This window comes from Saccharopolyspora antiqui, from assembly GCF_052246905.1.
Taxonomy (GTDB): Bacteria; Actinomycetota; Actinomycetes; order Mycobacteriales; family Pseudonocardiaceae; genus Saccharopolyspora.
Map to the genome: position 1 here is coordinate 297,281 of NZ_JBQQBO010000005.1, position 17,962 is coordinate 315,242.

At 71.0% G+C, this 17,962-nt stretch carries 17 protein-coding genes; 8 read left to right on the top strand and 9 right to left on the bottom strand.

Annotated elements, in window-relative coordinates; translation table 11 throughout:
- Positions 1-22: 22 nt before the first annotated feature.
- The 4 genes from ACTWQN_RS11930 to ACTWQN_RS11945 all read left to right on the top strand — a co-directional run bounded on the left by ACTWQN_RS11930 (position 23) and on the right by ACTWQN_RS11945 (position 4,423).
- Entirely contained in the window at positions 23-631 is a 609-nt protein-coding gene (locus tag ACTWQN_RS11930) for a DsbA family oxidoreductase (RefSeq protein ID WP_443203463.1), read from the top strand.
- 597 nt (positions 632-1,228) lie between these two features.
- Positions 1,229-1,912 (top strand): TetR/AcrR family transcriptional regulator, encoded by a 684-nt coding sequence (locus tag ACTWQN_RS11935; RefSeq protein WP_443203464.1) that lies wholly within the window; start codon positions 1,229-1,231, stop codon positions 1,910-1,912.
- On the top strand, positions 1,905-2,816 hold the full coding sequence (locus ACTWQN_RS11940; RefSeq protein WP_443203465.1) for an ABC transporter ATP-binding protein: 912 nt from the start codon (positions 1,905-1,907) through the stop codon (positions 2,814-2,816). Before ACTWQN_RS11935 ends, ACTWQN_RS11940 begins: the two co-directional genes overlap by 8 nt.
- Entirely contained in the window at positions 2,813-4,423 is a 1,611-nt protein-coding gene (locus ACTWQN_RS11945) for an ABC transporter permease (RefSeq protein WP_443203466.1), read from the top strand. The genes ACTWQN_RS11940 and ACTWQN_RS11945 overlap by 4 nt, the downstream gene beginning before the upstream one ends.
- 226 nt (positions 4,424-4,649) lie before the next feature.
- Here the strand turns inward: ACTWQN_RS11945 and ACTWQN_RS11950 are convergent, their stop codons facing one another.
- Positions 4,650-5,747, bottom strand: coding sequence for an isocitrate/isopropylmalate dehydrogenase family protein (locus tag ACTWQN_RS11950; protein WP_443203467.1), 1,098 nt, complete (start codon positions 5,745-5,747; stop codon positions 4,650-4,652).
- A 232-nt stretch (positions 5,748-5,979) separates the two neighbouring features.
- Between ACTWQN_RS11950 and ACTWQN_RS11955 the strand changes: the two genes are divergently transcribed.
- The 3 genes from ACTWQN_RS11955 to ACTWQN_RS11965 all read left to right on the top strand — a co-directional run bounded on the left by ACTWQN_RS11955 (position 5,980) and on the right by ACTWQN_RS11965 (position 7,912).
- Positions 5,980-6,315: a cupin domain-containing protein gene (locus ACTWQN_RS11955; RefSeq protein WP_443203468.1), complete on the top strand. Its 336-nt coding sequence runs from the start codon at positions 5,980-5,982 to the stop codon at positions 6,313-6,315.
- A gap of 141 nt (positions 6,316-6,456) precedes the next feature.
- Positions 6,457-6,966, top strand: coding sequence for a universal stress protein (locus ACTWQN_RS11960; protein ID WP_443203469.1), 510 nt, complete (start codon positions 6,457-6,459; stop codon positions 6,964-6,966).
- A 58-nt stretch (positions 6,967-7,024) separates the two neighbouring features.
- Positions 7,025-7,912 carry a universal stress protein gene (locus ACTWQN_RS11965; protein ID WP_443203470.1) on the top strand — a complete coding sequence of 296 codons (888 nt, stop codon included), beginning with the start codon at positions 7,025-7,027 and terminating at the stop codon, positions 7,910-7,912.
- 48 nt (positions 7,913-7,960) lie between these two features.
- Here ACTWQN_RS11965 and ACTWQN_RS11970 read toward each other — a convergent pair whose 3' ends face one another.
- Entirely contained in the window at positions 7,961-9,781 is a 1,821-nt protein-coding gene (locus ACTWQN_RS11970) for a phosphoenolpyruvate carboxykinase (GTP) (protein WP_443203471.1), read from the bottom strand.
- An 86-nt stretch (positions 9,782-9,867) separates the two neighbouring features.
- Here ACTWQN_RS11970 and ACTWQN_RS11975 point away from each other — a divergent pair, with 86 nt between their 5' ends.
- The gene (locus tag ACTWQN_RS11975) at positions 9,868-10,110 is read left to right on the top strand and encodes a hypothetical protein (protein WP_443203472.1); all 243 of its coding nucleotides are present in this window, start codon (positions 9,868-9,870) and stop codon (positions 10,108-10,110) included.
- Positions 10,111-10,170: 60 nt separating this feature from the next.
- On the opposite strand, the gene ACTWQN_RS11980 is transcribed toward ACTWQN_RS11975, so the two are convergent.
- From ACTWQN_RS11980 to ACTWQN_RS12010, 7 genes are all read right to left on the bottom strand, one after another.
- On the bottom strand, positions 10,171-11,679 hold the full coding sequence (locus ACTWQN_RS11980) for a hydrogenase large subunit (RefSeq protein WP_443203473.1): 1,509 nt from the start codon (positions 11,677-11,679) through the stop codon (positions 10,171-10,173).
- Positions 11,676-13,145, bottom strand: coding sequence for a proton-conducting transporter transmembrane domain-containing protein (locus tag ACTWQN_RS11985; RefSeq protein ID WP_443203474.1), 1,470 nt, complete (start codon positions 13,143-13,145; stop codon positions 11,676-11,678). The genes ACTWQN_RS11980 and ACTWQN_RS11985 overlap by 4 nt, the downstream gene beginning before the upstream one ends.
- Positions 13,145-13,807 carry a hypothetical protein gene (locus ACTWQN_RS11990; protein ID WP_443203475.1) on the bottom strand — a complete coding sequence of 221 codons (663 nt, stop codon included), beginning with the start codon at positions 13,805-13,807 and terminating at the stop codon, positions 13,145-13,147. The genes ACTWQN_RS11985 and ACTWQN_RS11990 overlap by 1 nt, the downstream gene beginning before the upstream one ends.
- 15 nt (positions 13,808-13,822) lie before the next feature.
- Positions 13,823-14,770 (bottom strand): respiratory chain complex I subunit 1 family protein, encoded by a 948-nt coding sequence (locus ACTWQN_RS11995; protein ID WP_443203476.1) that lies wholly within the window; start codon positions 14,768-14,770, stop codon positions 13,823-13,825.
- Positions 14,767-16,782, bottom strand: coding sequence for a proton-conducting transporter transmembrane domain-containing protein (locus ACTWQN_RS12000; RefSeq protein ID WP_443203477.1), 2,016 nt, complete (start codon positions 16,780-16,782; stop codon positions 14,767-14,769). The genes ACTWQN_RS11995 and ACTWQN_RS12000 overlap by 4 nt, the downstream gene beginning before the upstream one ends.
- A complete protein-coding gene (locus ACTWQN_RS12005; protein WP_443203478.1) occupies positions 16,779-17,264 on the bottom strand; it encodes an NADH-quinone oxidoreductase subunit B family protein in 486 nt (161 codons plus the stop codon). Before ACTWQN_RS12005 ends, ACTWQN_RS12000 begins: the two co-directional genes overlap by 4 nt.
- 78 nt (positions 17,265-17,342) lie before the next feature.
- Positions 17,343-17,720, bottom strand: coding sequence for an ArsR/SmtB family transcription factor (locus ACTWQN_RS12010; RefSeq protein WP_443203479.1), 378 nt, complete (start codon positions 17,718-17,720; stop codon positions 17,343-17,345).
- Positions 17,721-17,962: the final 242 nt, after the last annotated feature.

Here is a 17,962-nt window from a genome sequence, read left to right on the forward strand (position 1 = left end):
GCACGAGGATGTTGACCCCACTATGACCTCCACATTCGCTGTCACTTGGGACTACCGGTGCCCGTTCGCCCGCAACGCGCACGAGCACCTGCTCACCGGTCTGGCCGCGGGCGCGGACTGGCAGGTCCGGTACCTGCCGTTCTCCCTCGGCCAGGCGCACGTCGAAGAGGGCCAGCCCAGCGTCTGGGAGAAGCCCGAGCAGGACTCCGGCATCCTCGCCCTGCAAGTCGGGGTGGTGGTCCGGGACGAGTTCCCGGAACGGTTCCCGGCGGTGCACCGCGCGCTGTTCGCCGCGCGCCACGACGCTGGCCTGCACCTGGAGGACCGCGCGCTGCTGGAACGCGTTCTGACCGACCACGACTTGCCCGCCGACGCGGTTTTCGCGCGCATCGACGACGGTGCCGCGTTGCAGGAGGTGCGGGCGGAGCACGAGCGGTTCGTTGCCTCGCACAACGTTTGGGGTGTGCCGACCTTCATCGCCGACGATCAGGCGGTGTTCGTCCGGCTGATGAACCGCGCCCCGCTGGGGTCCGATCCGGCCCCGTCCATCCGGGCCGTCGAACGCGTGGTGGACCTGCTGACCGGGTGGACCGACCTCAACGAGTTCAAGCACACCTCCATCCCGCGCTGACACGTCTGTCCGCGGTGGACAAAGTGGGTGGTGTGCGGCGCGGTTGCGCACCTCGTAGGCCGCGAGCACGACCGTCAGGGCCACTGGGCTGCGCGACATGCGGCGCTGGTGATCCGGCAGGCGTCGACGTGCCGCCGGGAGCGCTGCACCCGAACGCGGCTTGCCATGCCACCGCCGCCTCGCGGCGAAGACCGTCCCACATCGCGAAAAGTGCCTTGTTCCCGCGAAAACGCCGCTGTGGTCCTGGTGGATCGGTGACCGGGCGGTGCATGTTGGAAGCGATCCGCTGCGACTCCGCCGCTCTCGCCGCAGCTCCCGCAATTGACATCCGACCGCGCGTTCCCCGGATCGATGCTGTCCATTGTGGATGAACAAAGCTCGGTGGATTCGAGTGGCCGGATGTGGCCCGGGGTGCGGCCACTGGCGTGCGTTGGGCTTGGGTGCGGCGACGCGTCGTCGTCCGGCGGATCCGTGCTGGCGTGTCAGAGGTGATCGGCTGTGGCGCGACCATGAGCGGGGTCACGCTGGCCTGGTGACTACACACACGTGTAGCATCCATCTCGCAAGTGTAATTGGCTGCACGCATGGATAGGGCTGATGGCCGTGACCGGACTTGATCCGGAAGATCTCACCGCCCGCGCTCGCATTCGGGACGCCGCCCTGCGGCACTTCGGCGAGCACGGGTTCGAGCGGGCGACGATCCGGGGGATCGCCGAAACCGCTGGCGTGTCCTCGGGGCTGGTGCGCCACCACTTCGGCTCCAAGCAGGCCTTGCGCGAGGCCTGCGACGAGCACCTGGCCAAGGTGCTGCGTCGGCTCAACGACCGGGCCCGTGCCGACCCCACCCCCGCGGACGTGAACTACGTGGCCGTCGCACGCGCCGCGGTGGGCCCGTACCAGCCGTATCTGGCGCGCGCCCTGGCCGACGGCTCGGCGGCGCCGCTGTTCGACGAGATCGTCGAGTTGAGCCAGCGATGGCTCGCCGACGCCGACCGGGACCGTCCCGACCCGCCCGATGTCGACCGCAAGATCCGGGCGACGGTGATCACCGCGATGGCGCTGTCGGTCACGGTCCTGCACCAGCACATATCCCGCGGGATGGGCGTCGACCTGTTCAGCCCCGAGGGCGACCAGCTGCTCGCCCGGACGCTGATCGACATCTACTCCCATCCGATGCTCAGCCTCGAAGACGCCGCCCTGGGGCGGGCCGCCCTCGACAAGATCCAGCACCCCGCGACCGCAGAGCCGCGCCACCAACAAGAGGAACACCACGATGACTGACGCCATTTCGGTGGCCGGGCTGGTCAAGACCTTCGGCTCGACCCGGGCGCTGGACGGACTCGACCTCGCCGTGCGCACCGGCGAGGTGCACGGCTTCCTTGGCCCCAACGGCGCGGGGAAGAGCACCACGATCCGCGTCCTGCTGGGCCTGATGCGCGCGGACGCGGGCACCGCGCGGCTGCTCGGCGGCGACCCGTGGCGGGATGCCACCGCACTGCACCGCCGACTGGCCTACGTGCCCGGTGACGTCACGCTCTGGCCCAACCTCTCCGGTGGCGAGGTGATCGACCTGCTCGGTCGGCTGCGCGGCGGGCTGGACCGGCGGCGCCGCGACGACCTGCTGGCCCGCTTCGACCTAGACCCCCGCAAGAAGGGCCGCACCTACTCCAAGGGCAACCGGCAGAAGGTGGCGCTGGTCGCCGCGCTCGCCTCGGACGTCGAACTGCTCGTCCTGGACGAGCCGACCTCCGGCCTGGACCCGTTGATGGAGGAGGTGTTCCGCGAGACGATCCGGGAGGAGCAGCGGCGCGGCGACCGCACGGTGCTGCTGTCCAGCCACATCCTGGCCGAGGTCGAGGCGCTGTGCGACCGGCTCACGATCATCCGCGACGGCCGCGCCGTCGAAAGCGGCACCCTGGCCGACCTGCGCCACCTCACCCGCACCTCGATCCAGGCCGAGCTGGTCGGCCCGCCGGACGGGCTGGCCGACCTGCCCGGCGTGCACGACCTGCGCACCGAACACGGCCAGGTGCGCTTCGACGTCGACACCGCAGCGCTGGACACCGCGCTGCGCTACCTCACCGCGGTGGGCGTGCGCAGTCTCGTCAGCCAGCCGCCCACGCTGGAGGAACTGTTCCTGCGGCACTACGACCGCACCGGTGCCACCGCGGGGGCGACGCGATGAACGCGCTCACCGGCACCGGCAAGCTGATTCGCCTCGCGCTGCGGCGGGATCGCGTGCTGCTGCCGATCTGGATCCTCATCGCCGCCGTGGTCCCGGTGGTCTTCGTCGCCGCGTTCACCGGGGCGTACCCCACCCCGCAGGCGTTGCGGGAATACGCCGAAACCAGCACCCACAACGCGGCTTTCACCGTGGCGTACGGGGCGCTGCACGGGGCGAGCCTCGGCGAGCTGGTCGCCTGGCGCGCCGGATTCGTGCCGGTGGTGATCGGGCTGGCCAGCCTCCTCACGGTCATCCGGCACACCCGTTCCGAAGAAGAAGCGGGCCGCCGCGAACTGATCGGCTCGACCGCGACGTCACGCCACGCGAGCCTGGCCGCCGCCATGATCGTGACCTGCGGGGCCGTTGCGGTCCTGGGCGTGCTTTCGGCGTTGGGGTTGATCAGCAGGGGCTTGCCCGCGGCCGGTTCGCTGGCCTACGGATTCGGACTGGTGGCCGCGGGCTGGGTCTTCGCCGCAGCGGGCGCGGTGGCCGCCCAGCTCACCAGCGGGGCCGGGAGCGCTCGCGGTCTCGGGAGCATCGTCCTCGGCGTCGCGTTCCTGCTGCGCGGTATCGGTGATGTCAGCGGGCAGAGCGGTGGTGGGCTCGGCTGGGTTTCCTGGCTGTCGCCGATCGGTTGGGCGGGCCAGTTCCGGCCGTTCAGCGGCGAACGCTGGTGGGTCCTCGGACTCGCGGTGGGTGCCCTCGCCGCGCTCACCGCGGTGGCGGTCGCGCTCGCGGAGCGGCGGGACCTCGGCAGCGGCCTGTTGCAGTCCCGACCAGGCGCGGCCGAGGCGGCGCCCGGCTTGCGCACCCCGCTGGCACTGGCCTGGCGACTGCACCGCGGATCGCTGGCGGCCCGGGCGGCGGGTTTCGCGGTGGTCGGGCTCGGGCTCGGCGGCATCGCCACGAGCATCGGCGAGCTGATGAACAACAGCACCCCGGCGGCGCGAGAGGTCCTCGCGCGGCTGGGCGGGCCCGGCACCGTCGTCGACCAGTACTTCGTGGGCATGATGACCATGATCGGCGTGATCTGCGCCGGGTTCGGCATCCAGGCCGCGCTGCGGTTGCGGGCCGAAGAGAGCGGTGGCCGAGCCGAACCCCTGCTGGCCGCGCCGGTCGACAGACTGCACTGGGCGGGCGGCCACCTCGCCTTCGCGCTGCTCGGCCCGACCGCCTGGCTGGTCCTGTTCGGCGCGGCGGCCGGTCTCGCGCACGGGCTGAACACCGGCGAGGTGGGTCGGGAACTGCCCCGCGTGCTGGGCGCCGCCGTCGTGCAGCTGCCCGCGGTGTGGGTGTTCGTCGGGCTGGCGTTCGCGCTTTTCGGGCTGCTGCCCCGGCTCGCGGCAGGTGCGTTCGCCGTGTTGCTGGTCAGCCTGCTGCTCGGCTGGTTGGGCGGGGAACTCCAGTTGGACCAGTGGGTGCTGGACCTGTCGGTGTTCAACCACGTCCCGCAGCTTCCCGGCGGTGTCCTGGAGGTGCCGCCGCTGGTCGTGCTGACCGCGATCGCGGCGGTGCTCGCCGCGCTCGGGCTGTTCGGCCTGCGCCGCCGAGACATGCCGGTCGGCTGAACTGTCCACTGTGGAAGTTGCGCGGATCGGCGTGCGAGGCCGGGGTTCGTGGGGGTCGTTCCGGTGCGAACCGGGACTTCCCTCACGACCACGCACCTCATCCAATCCGCTGGGAAGATCCCGAAGCGCCTCCGCAATCATGCGCCCGTACAACGGAACCCTCCGGTGTCCACGCGGCGGGCCACGTCGCCGACTGAACGCTCGCACCGCCCCTCGACGGTGTTGCTCAACCCCGGATCTCGCCGCTGGCGATGGCCTCGGTGACCGCGGTGCCGAATCCGCTGGTGGTGGCCGAGCCGCCGATGTCGGCGGTGGCGATGCCTCGCCGAATGGTCCGCGCGACACCGCTTTCCACGAGCCGCGCGGCTCGCCGCAGTGCGTCGTCGGAGTGCCTGGTGCCGAGCCAGTCCAGCAGCATCGCGCTGGAGAGGATCATCGCCACCGGGTTGGCCAGGTCGCGGCCCGCGATGTCCGGCGCGGCACCGTGCGCGGCCTGCGCCATGGCGCGCTCGTGGGAGGCGTTGATCGCGGGCGCGATGCCGAGCGAGCCCGCGATCTCGCCGGTGAGGTCGGAGAGGATGTCGCCGAACATGTTCTCCGTGACGATCACGTCGAATTCGTCGGCGCGGCGCAGCAGGTGCACGGTCATGGCGTCGATGTGCTGGTCGTCCACCGCCACCTCGGGGTACTGCTCGGCGACCTGTCGGCAGACGTCTCGGAACAGGCCGCTGGTCAGTTGCAGCACGTTGGCCTTGTGCACGATGGTGACCTTGTTGCGGCGGCGCCGGGCCAGGTCGAACGCCACGTGCGCGATCCGCTCGACGGCCTCGCGGGTGAAGATGCCGTGGGCGATGGCCACATCGGGGGTGGGCATGAACTCGCCGGTCCCGGTGTGGGTGTTGCGGTCGGCGTAGAAGCCCTGGGTGTTCTCGCGGACGATTACGAGGTCGGTGCCGGGGACGATGGCCTTCGCCGCCTCGAAGGCCTTCGCCGGGCGGATGTTGGCGAAGAGGTCGAAGTGCTTGCGGATCGTGCCGCTGGGGTTGAGCCGCGACCGGTGCGGCTGCGGGTACGCGGCGCTGTCGTGCGGGCCCAGCAGCCACCCGTCGAGTTCGGCGAGCGTGCGCAACGTGCCGTCCGGCAGCGGGGAGCCGAACTCGTCGATAGCCGCGCGCCCGAGGGGCAGCGGCAGCCACTCGATGCCCGCGGCGCCGACGGCGTCCAGCGCCGCGTCGACGATCCGCACCGAGACGGGCACGATCTCCGGGCCGATCCCGTCGCCTGCCAGGACGCCGAGCCGATATGGGTTGGGGTGCGTGGTCATGGTGTCCTTCCCGGATCGGGCGTGCCCCGGACATCGTGGAGGTTATAACGTTCGCGAGTCAAGGGGACTCGGCGGTCTGGCTCCGTTATGCGCTGGTCACCGGTCTCGACGGATCAGTCGCTGTACTGCGCGCAGAATTGCCCGGACGGCGGGAGCGGGCGCGGCTGGCCATGGGCTATAACGCTGAACTCACCGCGTTCTCCCGGGCAGCGGCGCGAGCACGATCCCGCTGGTGACCAGCGATCGGGGCGCGCCGGTCTTCCTCAACGGCATGACGCTGTTCAGCGGCGGTGCGGGAATTGCGCTGCACACCCACAACTGCGCGGAAAGCGTCGTGATCCTCCAGGAAACCGCGATCGTCGAGATCGACGGCACCAAGCACCGTCTGTCCACATGGGACACGACCTATGTGGACGCCGGAGTGCCGCACCGCTTCCGCAACGCCTCCGCCACCGAGCCGATGCGCATCCTGTGGACCTACGCCTCGGTCGACGCGACCCGCACCATCGTCGAAACCGGCGTCACCGCCCGCGTCGACGCCGAGCACCGCCGCGGCACGCCGTCTTGAGCGAAGATCCCGGTTCGCACCGGATCAACCACTCGCCAGGCCTACCGGTGACGAACGGCTCTATCCGTCGCGGGCCCGGACAGCAACCTTTGAATCCGTCGTCGGCGAAGTGGCGTGCGACCCGAGGGCGGGGTGGGTTTCATGACGCGCAGCGAGCCGCTCGTGGTGGGTGTGGACGGATCCGAGGCCAGCGCCCGGGCACTGCGCTGGGCCCTGGGCGAAGGTCGGCGGCGTGCTGCGCCGGTGCACGCGATCATGGCGTGGCGGTCGCACGCGGTCCTGGGCGGCCCGGCCCCGGTGCTGATGCGGCCCGAACTGGCCCCGCACCACCAGCGCGAGCAGCACTGGCAGGACCTCAACCGGATGGTGCGCAGCTGCATGGGCGACGCGTCGACACCGGAAGTGCACGCCGAACTCGTCGAGGGCGATGCCGCCGAGGTGCTGACCGCCAAATCGGCGGGGGCCGCCATGCTCGTGCTGGGCAACCGGGGGCACGGGCGCGTCGCCGATGCGGTTCAGGGCAGCACGGCATTGCGCTGCATCCACCGGGCGCGGTCCCCGGTGCTGGTCGTGCCGACCGGCATGGCGACAGCGGAGACCGATGCGGCCGAACAGGGCGGCGTGGCCGCCATCGATCCGGTGCTGGACTGACTTCGTCCGGCGCCGGGCTCAGTACATCGTGAGAAGCGTCGCGCAGGGGGCGATTGGTATGGCGGAGGCAGGCCGCAAGGCGATCGTGGCGGGATTCGATCTCTCGGATGGTTCTCGGCGGGCGGTCAGGTGGGCGGCGCGCGAGGCGTCCGCGCGCCGTCGGCCGCTGCTGCTCGTGCACGTGCTCGCTTGGCCGTTCGAGGAGCACGCCTCGATCCGGATGCCAGGCGAAGACGGCCTGCGGGAACCGCTCCAGCAGGCCCTTCGGCGTGAACTCGACGCGTTGGTGACCAGCTGCCGGGAGATCGACGCCGAACTGGAGGTGCGCAGCTACCTGCCGTACGGGGATCCCGTCGAGGTGCTCGGCGAGCAGGCGGCGGAGGCCGACCTGCTGGTGCTCGGCGGACCGCGGATCGAAGAGCAGCTGGGCGTGCTGGGTTCGACCTCGGCGGAACTGCTCACGCGGCGCTCCGGAGCGCCGGTCGTCGTGGTCCGCGGGGACCGCGATGAACCGGGCTCGGGACCGGTCGTGGTGGGCGTCGACGGTTCACCGACCAGCAGGCTCGCGATCGGCTTCGCCTACGACTTCGCGTCCCGCCACCGCTGGGAACTGGTGGCCGTGCACGCCTGGAGCGATCTGCCGTTGGACCCGTTCGCGCGGGTGCAGCAGTGGGAGCTGCCGTGGAGCGAGGTGCGCGACGACGCGGCGGAGACGCTGTCCGAATCGCTGGCCGGGTGGGGTGAGAAGTATCCCGATGTGGAAGTTCGGCGGGCGGTCACACCGGAACGGCCCGCGCAGGCCTTGTTCCGGGAGGCGCAGGAGGCAGGTCTGCTGGTCGTGGGCAGCCACGGTCGGGGGCGCATCCGGCGCGCGCTGCTCGGTTCGGTCAGCCACGCCGTGGTCAACCGCGCCCCGTGCCCCGTCGCGGTGCTCCGGGCGGGCTGACCGCCGCATCGACTGACCATTGTGGACTGACGATGTCGCGGGTCGCCGTCAGGCGAGGCGATGTCGCAGACCGGCCAGTTCGTCGCGCAGCGCCACGGGCAGCTTGTCGCCGACCTTGGCGAACCACTCCTCGATCAGCGGCAGCTCCGCTCGCCATTCCGCGGGGTCGACCGCGAGCGCGGCGGCGACGTCCGAGGGATCGATGGCGCCCAGGTTGAGGTCGTTCGCGGCGGGCACGAGTCCGATCGGCGTGTCGGCGGCGTCGGCGGTGCCTTCGATGCGGCCGATGATCCATTCGAGGACTCGGGAGTTCTCCCGGAACCCCGGCCAGAGGAAGCGCCGGTCCGCGCCCCGGCGGAACCAGTTGACGTGGAAGATCCTCGGCAGCTTCGCGGCGTCGGTGCGCTCGCCGATGGTCAGCCAGTGCGCGAAGTAGTCGCCGACGTGGTAGCCCATGAACGGCAGCATGGCCATCGGGTCCCGGCGGACGACTCCGACCTGGCCGGTGGCCGCGGCGGTGGTCTCCGAGGAGAGCGTGGCGCCCATGAACACGCCGTGCTGCCAGTCCCGGGATTCGGTGACCAGCGGGATGGTGGTGGCGCGGCGACCGCCGAAGAGGATCGCGGAGATCGGCACACCTGCCGGGTCGTCCCACTCCGGGGCGATGATCGGGCACTGCGCGATGGGCGTGCAGAACCGGGAGTTCGGGTGGGCGGCCGGCTCGCCCGAACCAGGTGTCCAGTCACGCCGCCGCCAGTCCGTCAGGTGTGCCGGTGGGTGTTCGGTCATGCCTTCCCACCAGACGTCGCCGTCATCGGTCAGCGCGACGTTGGTGAAGATCGTGTTGCCCGGCTCGATGGTGCGCATGGCGACGGGATTGGTGTGGTAGCCGGTTCCCGGCGCCACGCCGAAGAATCCGAACTCCGGGTTGACCGCGTAGAGCCGACCGTCGTCGCCGAAGCGCATCCAGGCGATGTCGTCACCGAGCGTTTCGGCCCGCCAGCCGGGCACGGTTGGTTGCAGCATCGCCAGATTCGTCTTGCCGCAGGCGCTGGGGAAGGCGGCCACCACGTAGTGCACCGCGTTGTGCGGCGCGGTGAGTTTGAGGATGAGCATGTGTTCGGCGAGCCAACCCTCGTCGCGGGCAATGGCCGACGCGATCCGCAGCGAGTAGCACTTCTTGCCGAGCAGCGAATTGCCGCCGTAGCCCGAGCCGTAGCTCCAGATGGTGCGCTCCTCGGGGAAGTGGGTGATGTACTTCGTCGAGTTGCACGGCCACGGCACGTCCGCCTCGCCAGCCTTGCGCGGCGCCCCGACGGAGTGCAGCGCCTTGACGAACTCGCGTTCGCCGCCGTCGGGTGCGGTGAACTCCGCCAATGCGCGGGTGCCCATCCGCGTCATCACCCGCATCGAGAGCACCACGTAGGCGGAGTCGGTGATCTCCACGCCGAGCTTGGGATCGCTGCTGTCCAGCGGACCCATGCAGAACGGGATGACGTACATGGTGCGCCCGGCCATGCTGCCCCGGTAGCGCTCGGCCATGACGGCCTTCATCTCGGTCGGGTCCAGCCAGTTGTTGGTGGGCCCGGCGTCTTCCTCGCGCTGGGAGCAGATGAAGGTGCGGTCCTCGACGCGCGCGACGTCGCTGGGGTCGGAGGCCGCCCAGAACGAGTTCGGTTTCTTCGGCAGGCGCACCAGGGTGCCCGCCTTGACGAGTTCGGCGGTCAACCGCTGCCATTCCTCGTCGCTGCCGTCGCACCACAGCACCCGCTGCGGGGTGGTGAGGTCGGCGACCTCCCGGACCCATGCCACGAGGGCCCGGTGGGTGGTGGGCGCTTGGTCCAAGCCGGGGATCGCGGTGGTGGTCATGATGCTTCTCCTCGCAGCGATACGTGGCGGGTCGTGTCGGTGTCGTGCTGCGCGGTTAGGTTGAGGAGAGCCCGCAGCCGCGCGTCGTGCAACTGGACCTCGCGGTCGTGTCCGCCCCGCCGAGCGTCCGCCATCGCCCCCGGATCTCGCCCATCCGACTTCGCAAGATCATCCCGAATTCGCTTTTCGGCCCCGCAGTTCCCGGCCGCGTCGACCGCGGAACGAACTACATCGTCTGCGCATTCAACGAATTTCGCAACTGCTCGATTTTGCTGGAACCGCAGGTCACCGCCGGTCGTAAGGCCTGCGGACTGGGAAGTTCAGCGTGACGGTGCGTGAGCGACGAGGCTGTCCGGACTTGGTCTGTGCGGTGGCGATTTCGAAATCGCCTACAAGTCATTACCGGCGTAGGAAAGGTTGAAGCTCTTGTTGGTCAACGGGAAGTCCGGGACGATCGTGTCGGCCAGCGCGACGGGCAGGGCGGGCCAGTTGAAGAAGCTGGGGTCGACGATCTTCGTGCGGGTCAGCGCACCGTCGGCGCCGAGTTCGACGCGGTGCACGATGGTGCCGCGCCAGCCCTCGACGATGCCCACGCCGGAACCGGGCGCGCGGCTCTCCGGCGCCGCGGCGACCCGCGCCGTGCCGTCGAGCGCATCGAGCAAGTTGGCGATCTGCTTGATGGAGGCGCCGATTTCTTCGGCGCGGACCACGAACCGGGACAGCACGTCACCGTCGGTGCGGGTGTGCTGGGTGCGGGGCGGCACCTCGGGCAGCGCGGGGTGGTCCTGCCTGGCGTCCACCGGATGGCCGCTGGCGCGTGCCACGTAGCCGAGGGTGCCGAGATCGACCGCCTGCTGGGCGGTCAGGATCGCGGTGCCCGCGAAGCGGTCGTGGACCACGGTGTGGCCCAGCGCGAGGTCCACGATCTCGGCGATGTCGCGCCCGATGGCGGCCAGTCGGTCGGGATCGGGGAGGGTGACTGCGGTGACCCCGCCGGGCACGATCGCGCCGCGCAGCAGCCGGTGTCCGGTCACCTCGTCGTTGATCCGCAGGAGCTGCTCGCGGATGCGTTGGGCATGGCTGTTCAGGACGCCGTGGCCGACGTCGTTGCACAGTGCGCCGAGGTCGGTGACGTGGTTGTAGATCCGTTCCAGTTCCAGCAGGACCGCGCGGACGCGCTGCGCGTCCGGCGGGGCGGTGATGCCCAGGGCGTCTTCCGCGGCGAGGCAGAAGGCGAGGCTGTGTCCGACCGCGGTGTCACCGCTGACGCGTTCGGCGAGCTCGATCGCCTGGAGTGGGCCGCGTCCCTGGAACAGCTTCTCCAGTCCTCTGTGGACGAACCAGAGGCGGGCCTTGAGGTTGAGGATCGTCTCGCCGACCACCGAGAAGCGGAAGTGGCCCGGCTCGATCATCCCGGCGTGCACCGGGCCCACCGGTATCTCGTAGACGCCGGGCCCTTCGACGGTGCGGAACGGGTACGGGCCGGCGAGATCGCCGAACTCCGGCGGGTCACCGGCGTCCGCGCGCATCGGGTACCAGCCCTGCGGCCAGTGGAAGTGGCGGACCAGGCGGCGGGGCAGCGGGTGGTCGGTGGGCACGATGCCGAACAGGTCGCGCATCTCCCGTTCGAACCGCCCGGCCGGGAACGACAGCGCCGCCAGGCTCGGCACCTGCGGCGCGTCGCGGTGCAGCGGTACCCGCAGTTCGACGCGGCGATCCGGGGCCCCGGCGGTGAACAGGTAGACCGCGCGCAGTTCGTCGCCGTCGTCGTGGCCAGCGATCAGCGCCACCCGGAACCCCTCGGACAGCAGCGCTCGCGCCTGTTCGGGCAACCGATCGGGCGCGATGGTCACGGCGCTGCGATGGGCACCGACCGTTTCGCCGGGCGAACTGGTCATCGGGCTCCTCCCAGGATTTCGGCGGCCTGGTGCAGCAGGGTGGACAGCGGACCGGCGGTGACGCCGAGTGCCGCGCACGCCAGCAGTCCACCGACCAGCGCGACCGCGGTCGGGGCGGGCAGGCGGCCCGGCGCGGTGGCCGCACCGGGCCCTTCCGGTGCGGCGCCGAGCAGCATCCGGCTGGTGTGGCCGATCAGCGCGGCGGCGATCACCAGCACCAGGACCAGTGCGGCGGCGGTCGGCCAGCCGAGACCGGTGGCGAACCCGGCTCGGGCGATGCCGAGCTCGCTGGCGAACAGGCTGAACGGCGGCAGCCCGATCAGGGCCAGCACTCCGAGTCCCAGGCACCCGGCCAGCACGGGATGTCGGGCCCCGAGGCCGCGGACCTCGTCGATCCGGCTGGTGCCGGTGAGTTGCAGGAGCCGCCCGGCCCCGAGGAACAGCACCGCTTTGGCCAGTCCGTGTCCGAGGATGTGCAGCAGCGCGGCGGCCAGCGCGAACGGGGTGCCGATGGCCGCGCCCAGCACGACCAGGCTCAGGTGTTCGATGCTGGAGTAGGCCAGCATCCGCTTGTAGTCGCGTTGGGCCAGCAGCAGCGAGGCGGCCACCAGCAGCGAGGCCAGCGCCATGCCCACCAGCAGCGCGCGGGTGAAGCCGACGCCCAGCGCGGCGTCGGCGATCACCTTGACGCGCAGGATCGCGTAGCAGGCGACCGACAGCAGCACCCCGGACATCAGCGCGGACACCGGCGCCGGGGCCTGGCTGTGCGCGTCCGGCAGCCAGGCGTGCAGCGGGGCGAGCCCGGCCTTGGTGCCGAATCCGACGACCAGCAGCACGACCGCGACGCGGGTGACTCCGGGATCGAGTTCGGCGGCGTGCGCGGCGAGTTCGGCCAACTCCAGCCCGGCGCCGCCCGGGGCGTGGGCGGCGGCGTAGTTGAGCAGGAAGGTGCCCAGCAGCGCCAGGGCGATACCGGCCGAGCAGATCACCACGTACTTCCAGGCCGCTTCGACGGCCGCCCGGGTTCGCCGCTGGCCGACCAGGAATGCGGTGACGATGGTGGTGGCCTCGATCGCGACCCAGAGCACGCCCAGGTTGGCGGCCAGCACCGCCAGCGCCATCGCGGCCAGGAACAGCTGCACCAGCACGCTGTGCCGCGTCGCCGTGCGCGTGGTGGCCCGCCCGGCGGCGATCTCGCCGCGCAGGTGACTCGGAGTGGCCACTGTGGACAGCAGGCCGACCGTGCCGATCACGATCAGCATGAACGTCGACAACGCATCCACCCGCAGCAGCCCACCGAGCGAGGTGGCCGGGCCGGAGCGGATCAGGGCGATGGCGGCGGCCAGCACGAGCACGGCGCTCGCGGCGCTGATCCAGGCGGTCGCACGCCGCCAGCCCAGCGCCAGGTAGGAGAGTGCACCGAGCAGCGGCACCAGCACGGGCGCGGGCATCAACAAGGTGGTCATCAGTCGCGCAACTCCCGCAACTCGTCCAGGTCGGTATCGCCGAAGGCCTCGCGCATCCGGGCGGTGAGAATCTGCAGCACCAGCACCACGAACAGCACGTCCAGCGATACCCCGAGCTCGACGATCGGCCCCGCCCCGGCGGTGGTGAGGAAGCCGACCGCGGTGATGCCGTTGTCCAGCAACAGGAATCCGATCAGCTGCGACAGCGCCAGCCGCCGGGTCACCAGCACGAAGAAACCGATCAGGGCCACCGCCACCCCGACCGGGATCGCCTGGGCGGCAGGCGAGGGCGCCAACGCGACCAGCGGCCGCGACACCGCGTAGGCCAGCAGGGTCAGCACGGCCGCGGCCAGCAGCGAGGCCGCGACGTTGACCAGCGGCCGGGTTTCCCGCCGCTGCCGACCGGCATTGGCCAACGCCCGCCTCAGCAGGTGCGGCAGCACACCAGCCCGAAGCACCAGCACACCAGCCGCGACCGCACCCAGCTCCCAGGAATCCTGCTCGGCGGCCAGGACCGCGACCAGCGCGGCCAACGCGACGCCCTGCAGCGCGAAGATCCTGATCACGATGGCCAGTTCGCGTCGCCACAGCACGAGGACCGCGGTGAGCAGCAGGGCGCCACCGGTCAGATCCAGCAGTTGTCCGTAGAGCGTCTCGTCCATCCGCTTCTCTCCTCGTCAGGCCAGGAAGAACGAGGCGCCGACGGCCAGCAGTGCGAGCAGGAACGAGCCAGCCAGCAGCTCAGGCACCCGGAACAGGCGCAGCTTGGCCAGGAAAACCTCGCCAGCGGCCAGGACCGCGCCCAGCAACCCGACCTTGAGCACCAGCGCCAGCACACCGACGAGCACCGCGACCGGCGTCAGCGCGGTCGCGATGCCCCAGGGGAAGAACAGATTCGCCAGCAGACCGAGGAAAACGCTCAACCGCATCGCCGAAGCCAGCTCGACCAGCGCCAGATCTCCACCGGCGTACTCCAGCACCATCGCCTCGTGCACCATCGTCAGTTCCAGGTGGGTGGACGGGTTGTCCACCGGCAACCGCCCGGTCTCGGCGATGATCACCACGCTGAGCGCGACGGCAGCCAGCAGGCTCACCGGGGAGATCACCAGGGCCGGTTCGTGCAGCATCGAGGACACGATCGCGCCGAGGTTCGTCGAACCGACCCGCACCGACAGCGCGAAGATCGCCACCAGCAGCGTGGGTTCGACCAGCGCGATGATGGTCATCTCCCGGCTGGCGCCCATCCCGCCGAACGCCGTGCCGGTGTCCAGCCCAGCTAGGGCCAGCGCCACGGTGCCGAGAGCCAGCAGCGCGACGACCGCGAAGAGATCCGCCACCGGGGCGAGCGCGGACGCGGTGGTGATGAACGGACCGACCACCGCGACGACCAGTGCGGTGGCCACCAGCACCAGCGGAGCCAGGCGGAACACCTCGCTCGTCCCGCGCGGCGTGACCGGTTCCTTGCGGAGCAGCTTGCGCAGGTCCCGCCACGGTTGCAGCACGCCGGGGCCCTGACGGCCTTCGAGCCTCGCCCGGATCTGCCGCATCACGCCGACCAGCAGCGGGGCGCCGCCGACGATCAGCACCGCTTGGACGACGCCGCCGACCAGACCGAGCGCGCTCATCGGGTCACCGCCAGCAGGACCAGCAGCGCGCAGACGCTGTAGAACCCGTAACCGAGGTACCGGTGCACGCTGCCGGTGGCCAATCGGCGACTCCACCGGCCCCAGGCCGACACCGCGGCCAGCACCGGCGCGTACAGGCGGCGTTCGATCCGGTCGGGCACCTCCCGCCGGTACGCCACGGCCCGCACCAGATAGCGGGACTCCTCGTAGTGGCTGACGTCCACGTCCTGTTCGGGCTGCACCACGTTGTCGAAAACCCGTTGCAGCGGTTCGGCGAACGACGTCGCGGTGTATTCCATCCGGGCCGACAGCGGGCCCGCTCCGCAGTCCCACAACCGCGCGGTCCGCCGCGCCCGCCGCAGCGCCACCGCGCGCCCGGCGCCCACGGCCACCACCATCGCCGCGAGCAGCGCGAGCGCGAGCAGCAGCGGGGAAAGCGACCCGGTCACCCCGATCAGCCGCAGCGTCACCGTCCCGGCCACCGCCGGATCATCGATCCGCAGGGCGACGCCGCCAGCCGCACCGATCGCGGGCAGCACGAGTGCCGGGGCCAGCGCCAGCACCGCGCAGGCCACGCCCGCCAGCCCCATTCCGGCGAGCATGCCGACCGGGCTCTCGTGCGCGTGCTCGGCGGCTGTCGTGCGCGGCTTGGCCAGGAACCCGACCCCGAACGCTTTCGCGAAGGTCGCCACCGACAGCCCAGCGGTCAACGCGACCGCCGATACCGCCACCGGCATCGCGATCGTGGCCGCCGCACCGGGTGTCGGAAGCCCGTGGACCAGTGCTTGCAGCAGCAGCCACTCCGACACGAACGCCGTCCCGGGTGGCAGCGCGGACGCGGCCAGCGCGCCCAGCCCGAACGTCGCGGTCGTCACCGGCATCCCGACCCGCAACCCGCCCAGCGCGTCCAGATCGCGGGTTCCGGTGCCGTGCAAGACGGATCCGGCGGCCAGGAACAGCAGCGTCTTGAACGCCGCGTGCCCGACCACGTGCAGCAGCGCGGCGACCAGCGCCAGCCCCGCCAGCACCCGGTTGCCAGCCACGAAGAACAGTCCGGCCGCGCCGACGCCGACCAGCACCAGACCCATGTTCTCGGTCGTCGACTGTCCGAGCAGGCGCTTGAGATCGGTGCTCATCGCCGCCTGCAGGATGCCGTACACCGCCGAGGTCGCCCCGAGCGCCAGGACCAGCAGCCACCACCACTGGGCGCCGCCGCCGAGCAGATCGAACCCGAACCGCACGATGCCGTACACACCCAGGTTCACCATGGCCGCCGACATCAACGCCGACACGTGGCTGGGGGCTTCGGGGTGGGCGCGTGGCAGCCAGGCGTGCAGCGGCAGGATTCCGGCCTTCGACGCGAATCCCGCCAGCGTCAGCAGGAAAACAACATCGCGCAGCGCGGGGGACGGGGCAGTGGCGCGCAGCGCGGCGAATGAGTCGTCCGCCGCGGCGGCGGCGAACAGCAGCCCTCCGATGAGGATGGTCACGAATCCCAGGTGGGTCATGACCGCGTACCAGCGGCCCGCGCGCGCCACCTCGGCGCCTCGCCGGTGCTCAGCCACCACCAGCAGCAACGAGGTCAGCGCCATCAGTTCCCAGCAGAGCAGCAGGGTGCCCACGCTCGCCGCCGCCGGTACCAGCAACATCGCGACCACGAACAGCGGGAGCACGGCTTGCACGGCACGGGATCGCAGCTCGTGCGACCGGGCGTAGGAGATCCCGTAAACGCCGACGGCAACCGCCACCGCGCCGGTCACCGCTGCGAACAGCCCGCCCAGCGGGTCGAGTGCGATCGACACCCCGGCCAGCGGCAGCAGCCCGGGCAGCGCGATCGAGAACCCCTGGCCGGTCATGGCCGCGATCCCGGCGACCGCACCGGCCGCGCCGGTGAGCGCGGTGCCCACACCTACCGCAGCCGGTCGGGCACGTGCCGGAACTACCAACGCCACCAAGGCGGTCAGCAATCCGATGGCCACTTCGCAGGCAACGCCCGCCGCCGCGGAGCTCATCGACCGGTCAGCTTCCGCAGCCCTTCGACGATCGCCTCCGGTCGCGGTGGACATCCGGCGATCTCCAGGTCCACCGGTACGACTTCGCGCACCGCGCCGACCACCCCGTACGCACCGGCGAAGGCGCCGCAGTCGCGGGCGCAGTCACCCACCGCCACCACGACCTTCGGGCTCGGGACCGCCTCGTAGGTGCGCCGTAACGGCTCGGCCATGTTGCGGGTGACGGGCCCGGTCACGACCAGTGCGTCGGCGTGCCGTGGCGAGGCGACCAGCCGAGCGCCGTAGCGTTCGGCGTCGTAGACCGGTCCGAACGCCGAACCGATCTCCACCTCGCACCCGTTGCACGAACCCGCGTCGACGTGCCGGATCTGCACCGAACCCCCGAGCTGCGCCGCAGCCGGTGGCCGCTGGCCGTCCGGCTGTGCTGGCGCGGGCTCGGCCACCCGCCCCGTTCTGCGGATCTTCCGCCACAAAGCCAGCACGCTTCCGCTCCTGCCTCGGTTCGATCTCGGGAAGTGCGGCCAACCGGCCCGTGCGGGACCAGGCGGGGCGGCCGCGGGTCACTCCGCTGGCGGCCCCGAATTCCGCTGGCCGTGGTCGGTCGTGGCCGACGACGCCGTGCGGAGGTCCGCCAGCAACTCGACCTGTCCGGACAGCACCCCGGTCAGGATGCGTCGCGCGACCGCCAGCAGTTCGGCGACATGCGGGCTGGTCAGGGAGTAGAAGACGGTCGATCCCGACTTGCGCGTCACGACCAGCCCGGCGCGTCGCAGCACGGCCAGGTGTTGCGACAGGTTGGCGGCCTCGATGCCCACGTCGGGCAAGATCTCGGCCACCGAGTGTTCGCGCTCGCTCAACAGCTCAAGCACCCGGATGCGGACCGGATGTCCGAGCGTTTTGAAGAAATCCGCCTTCACTTGGTAGAGGGGCCTGCTCATCGACACCCCTCCTCGCGACTTCGCGACGCGCTGCCCGCACTGTGGCGATCCATCGTGGTCATACCGCTGATCCTCCCTCACCCGCCCGCACCAGTTGCGGCGCGAGCAGCTCGCGAGGTTCAGCAGTTGCTAACCTTAGCAACTGCTGAAGTGCGTGTCTTGCGGCGGGTCGGTCCGCGACCGCGCAGGCCTCGCCCGCGGGTGCGGGGTTGGTCGCCGATTTCGCGCGAAATCGGCGCTCA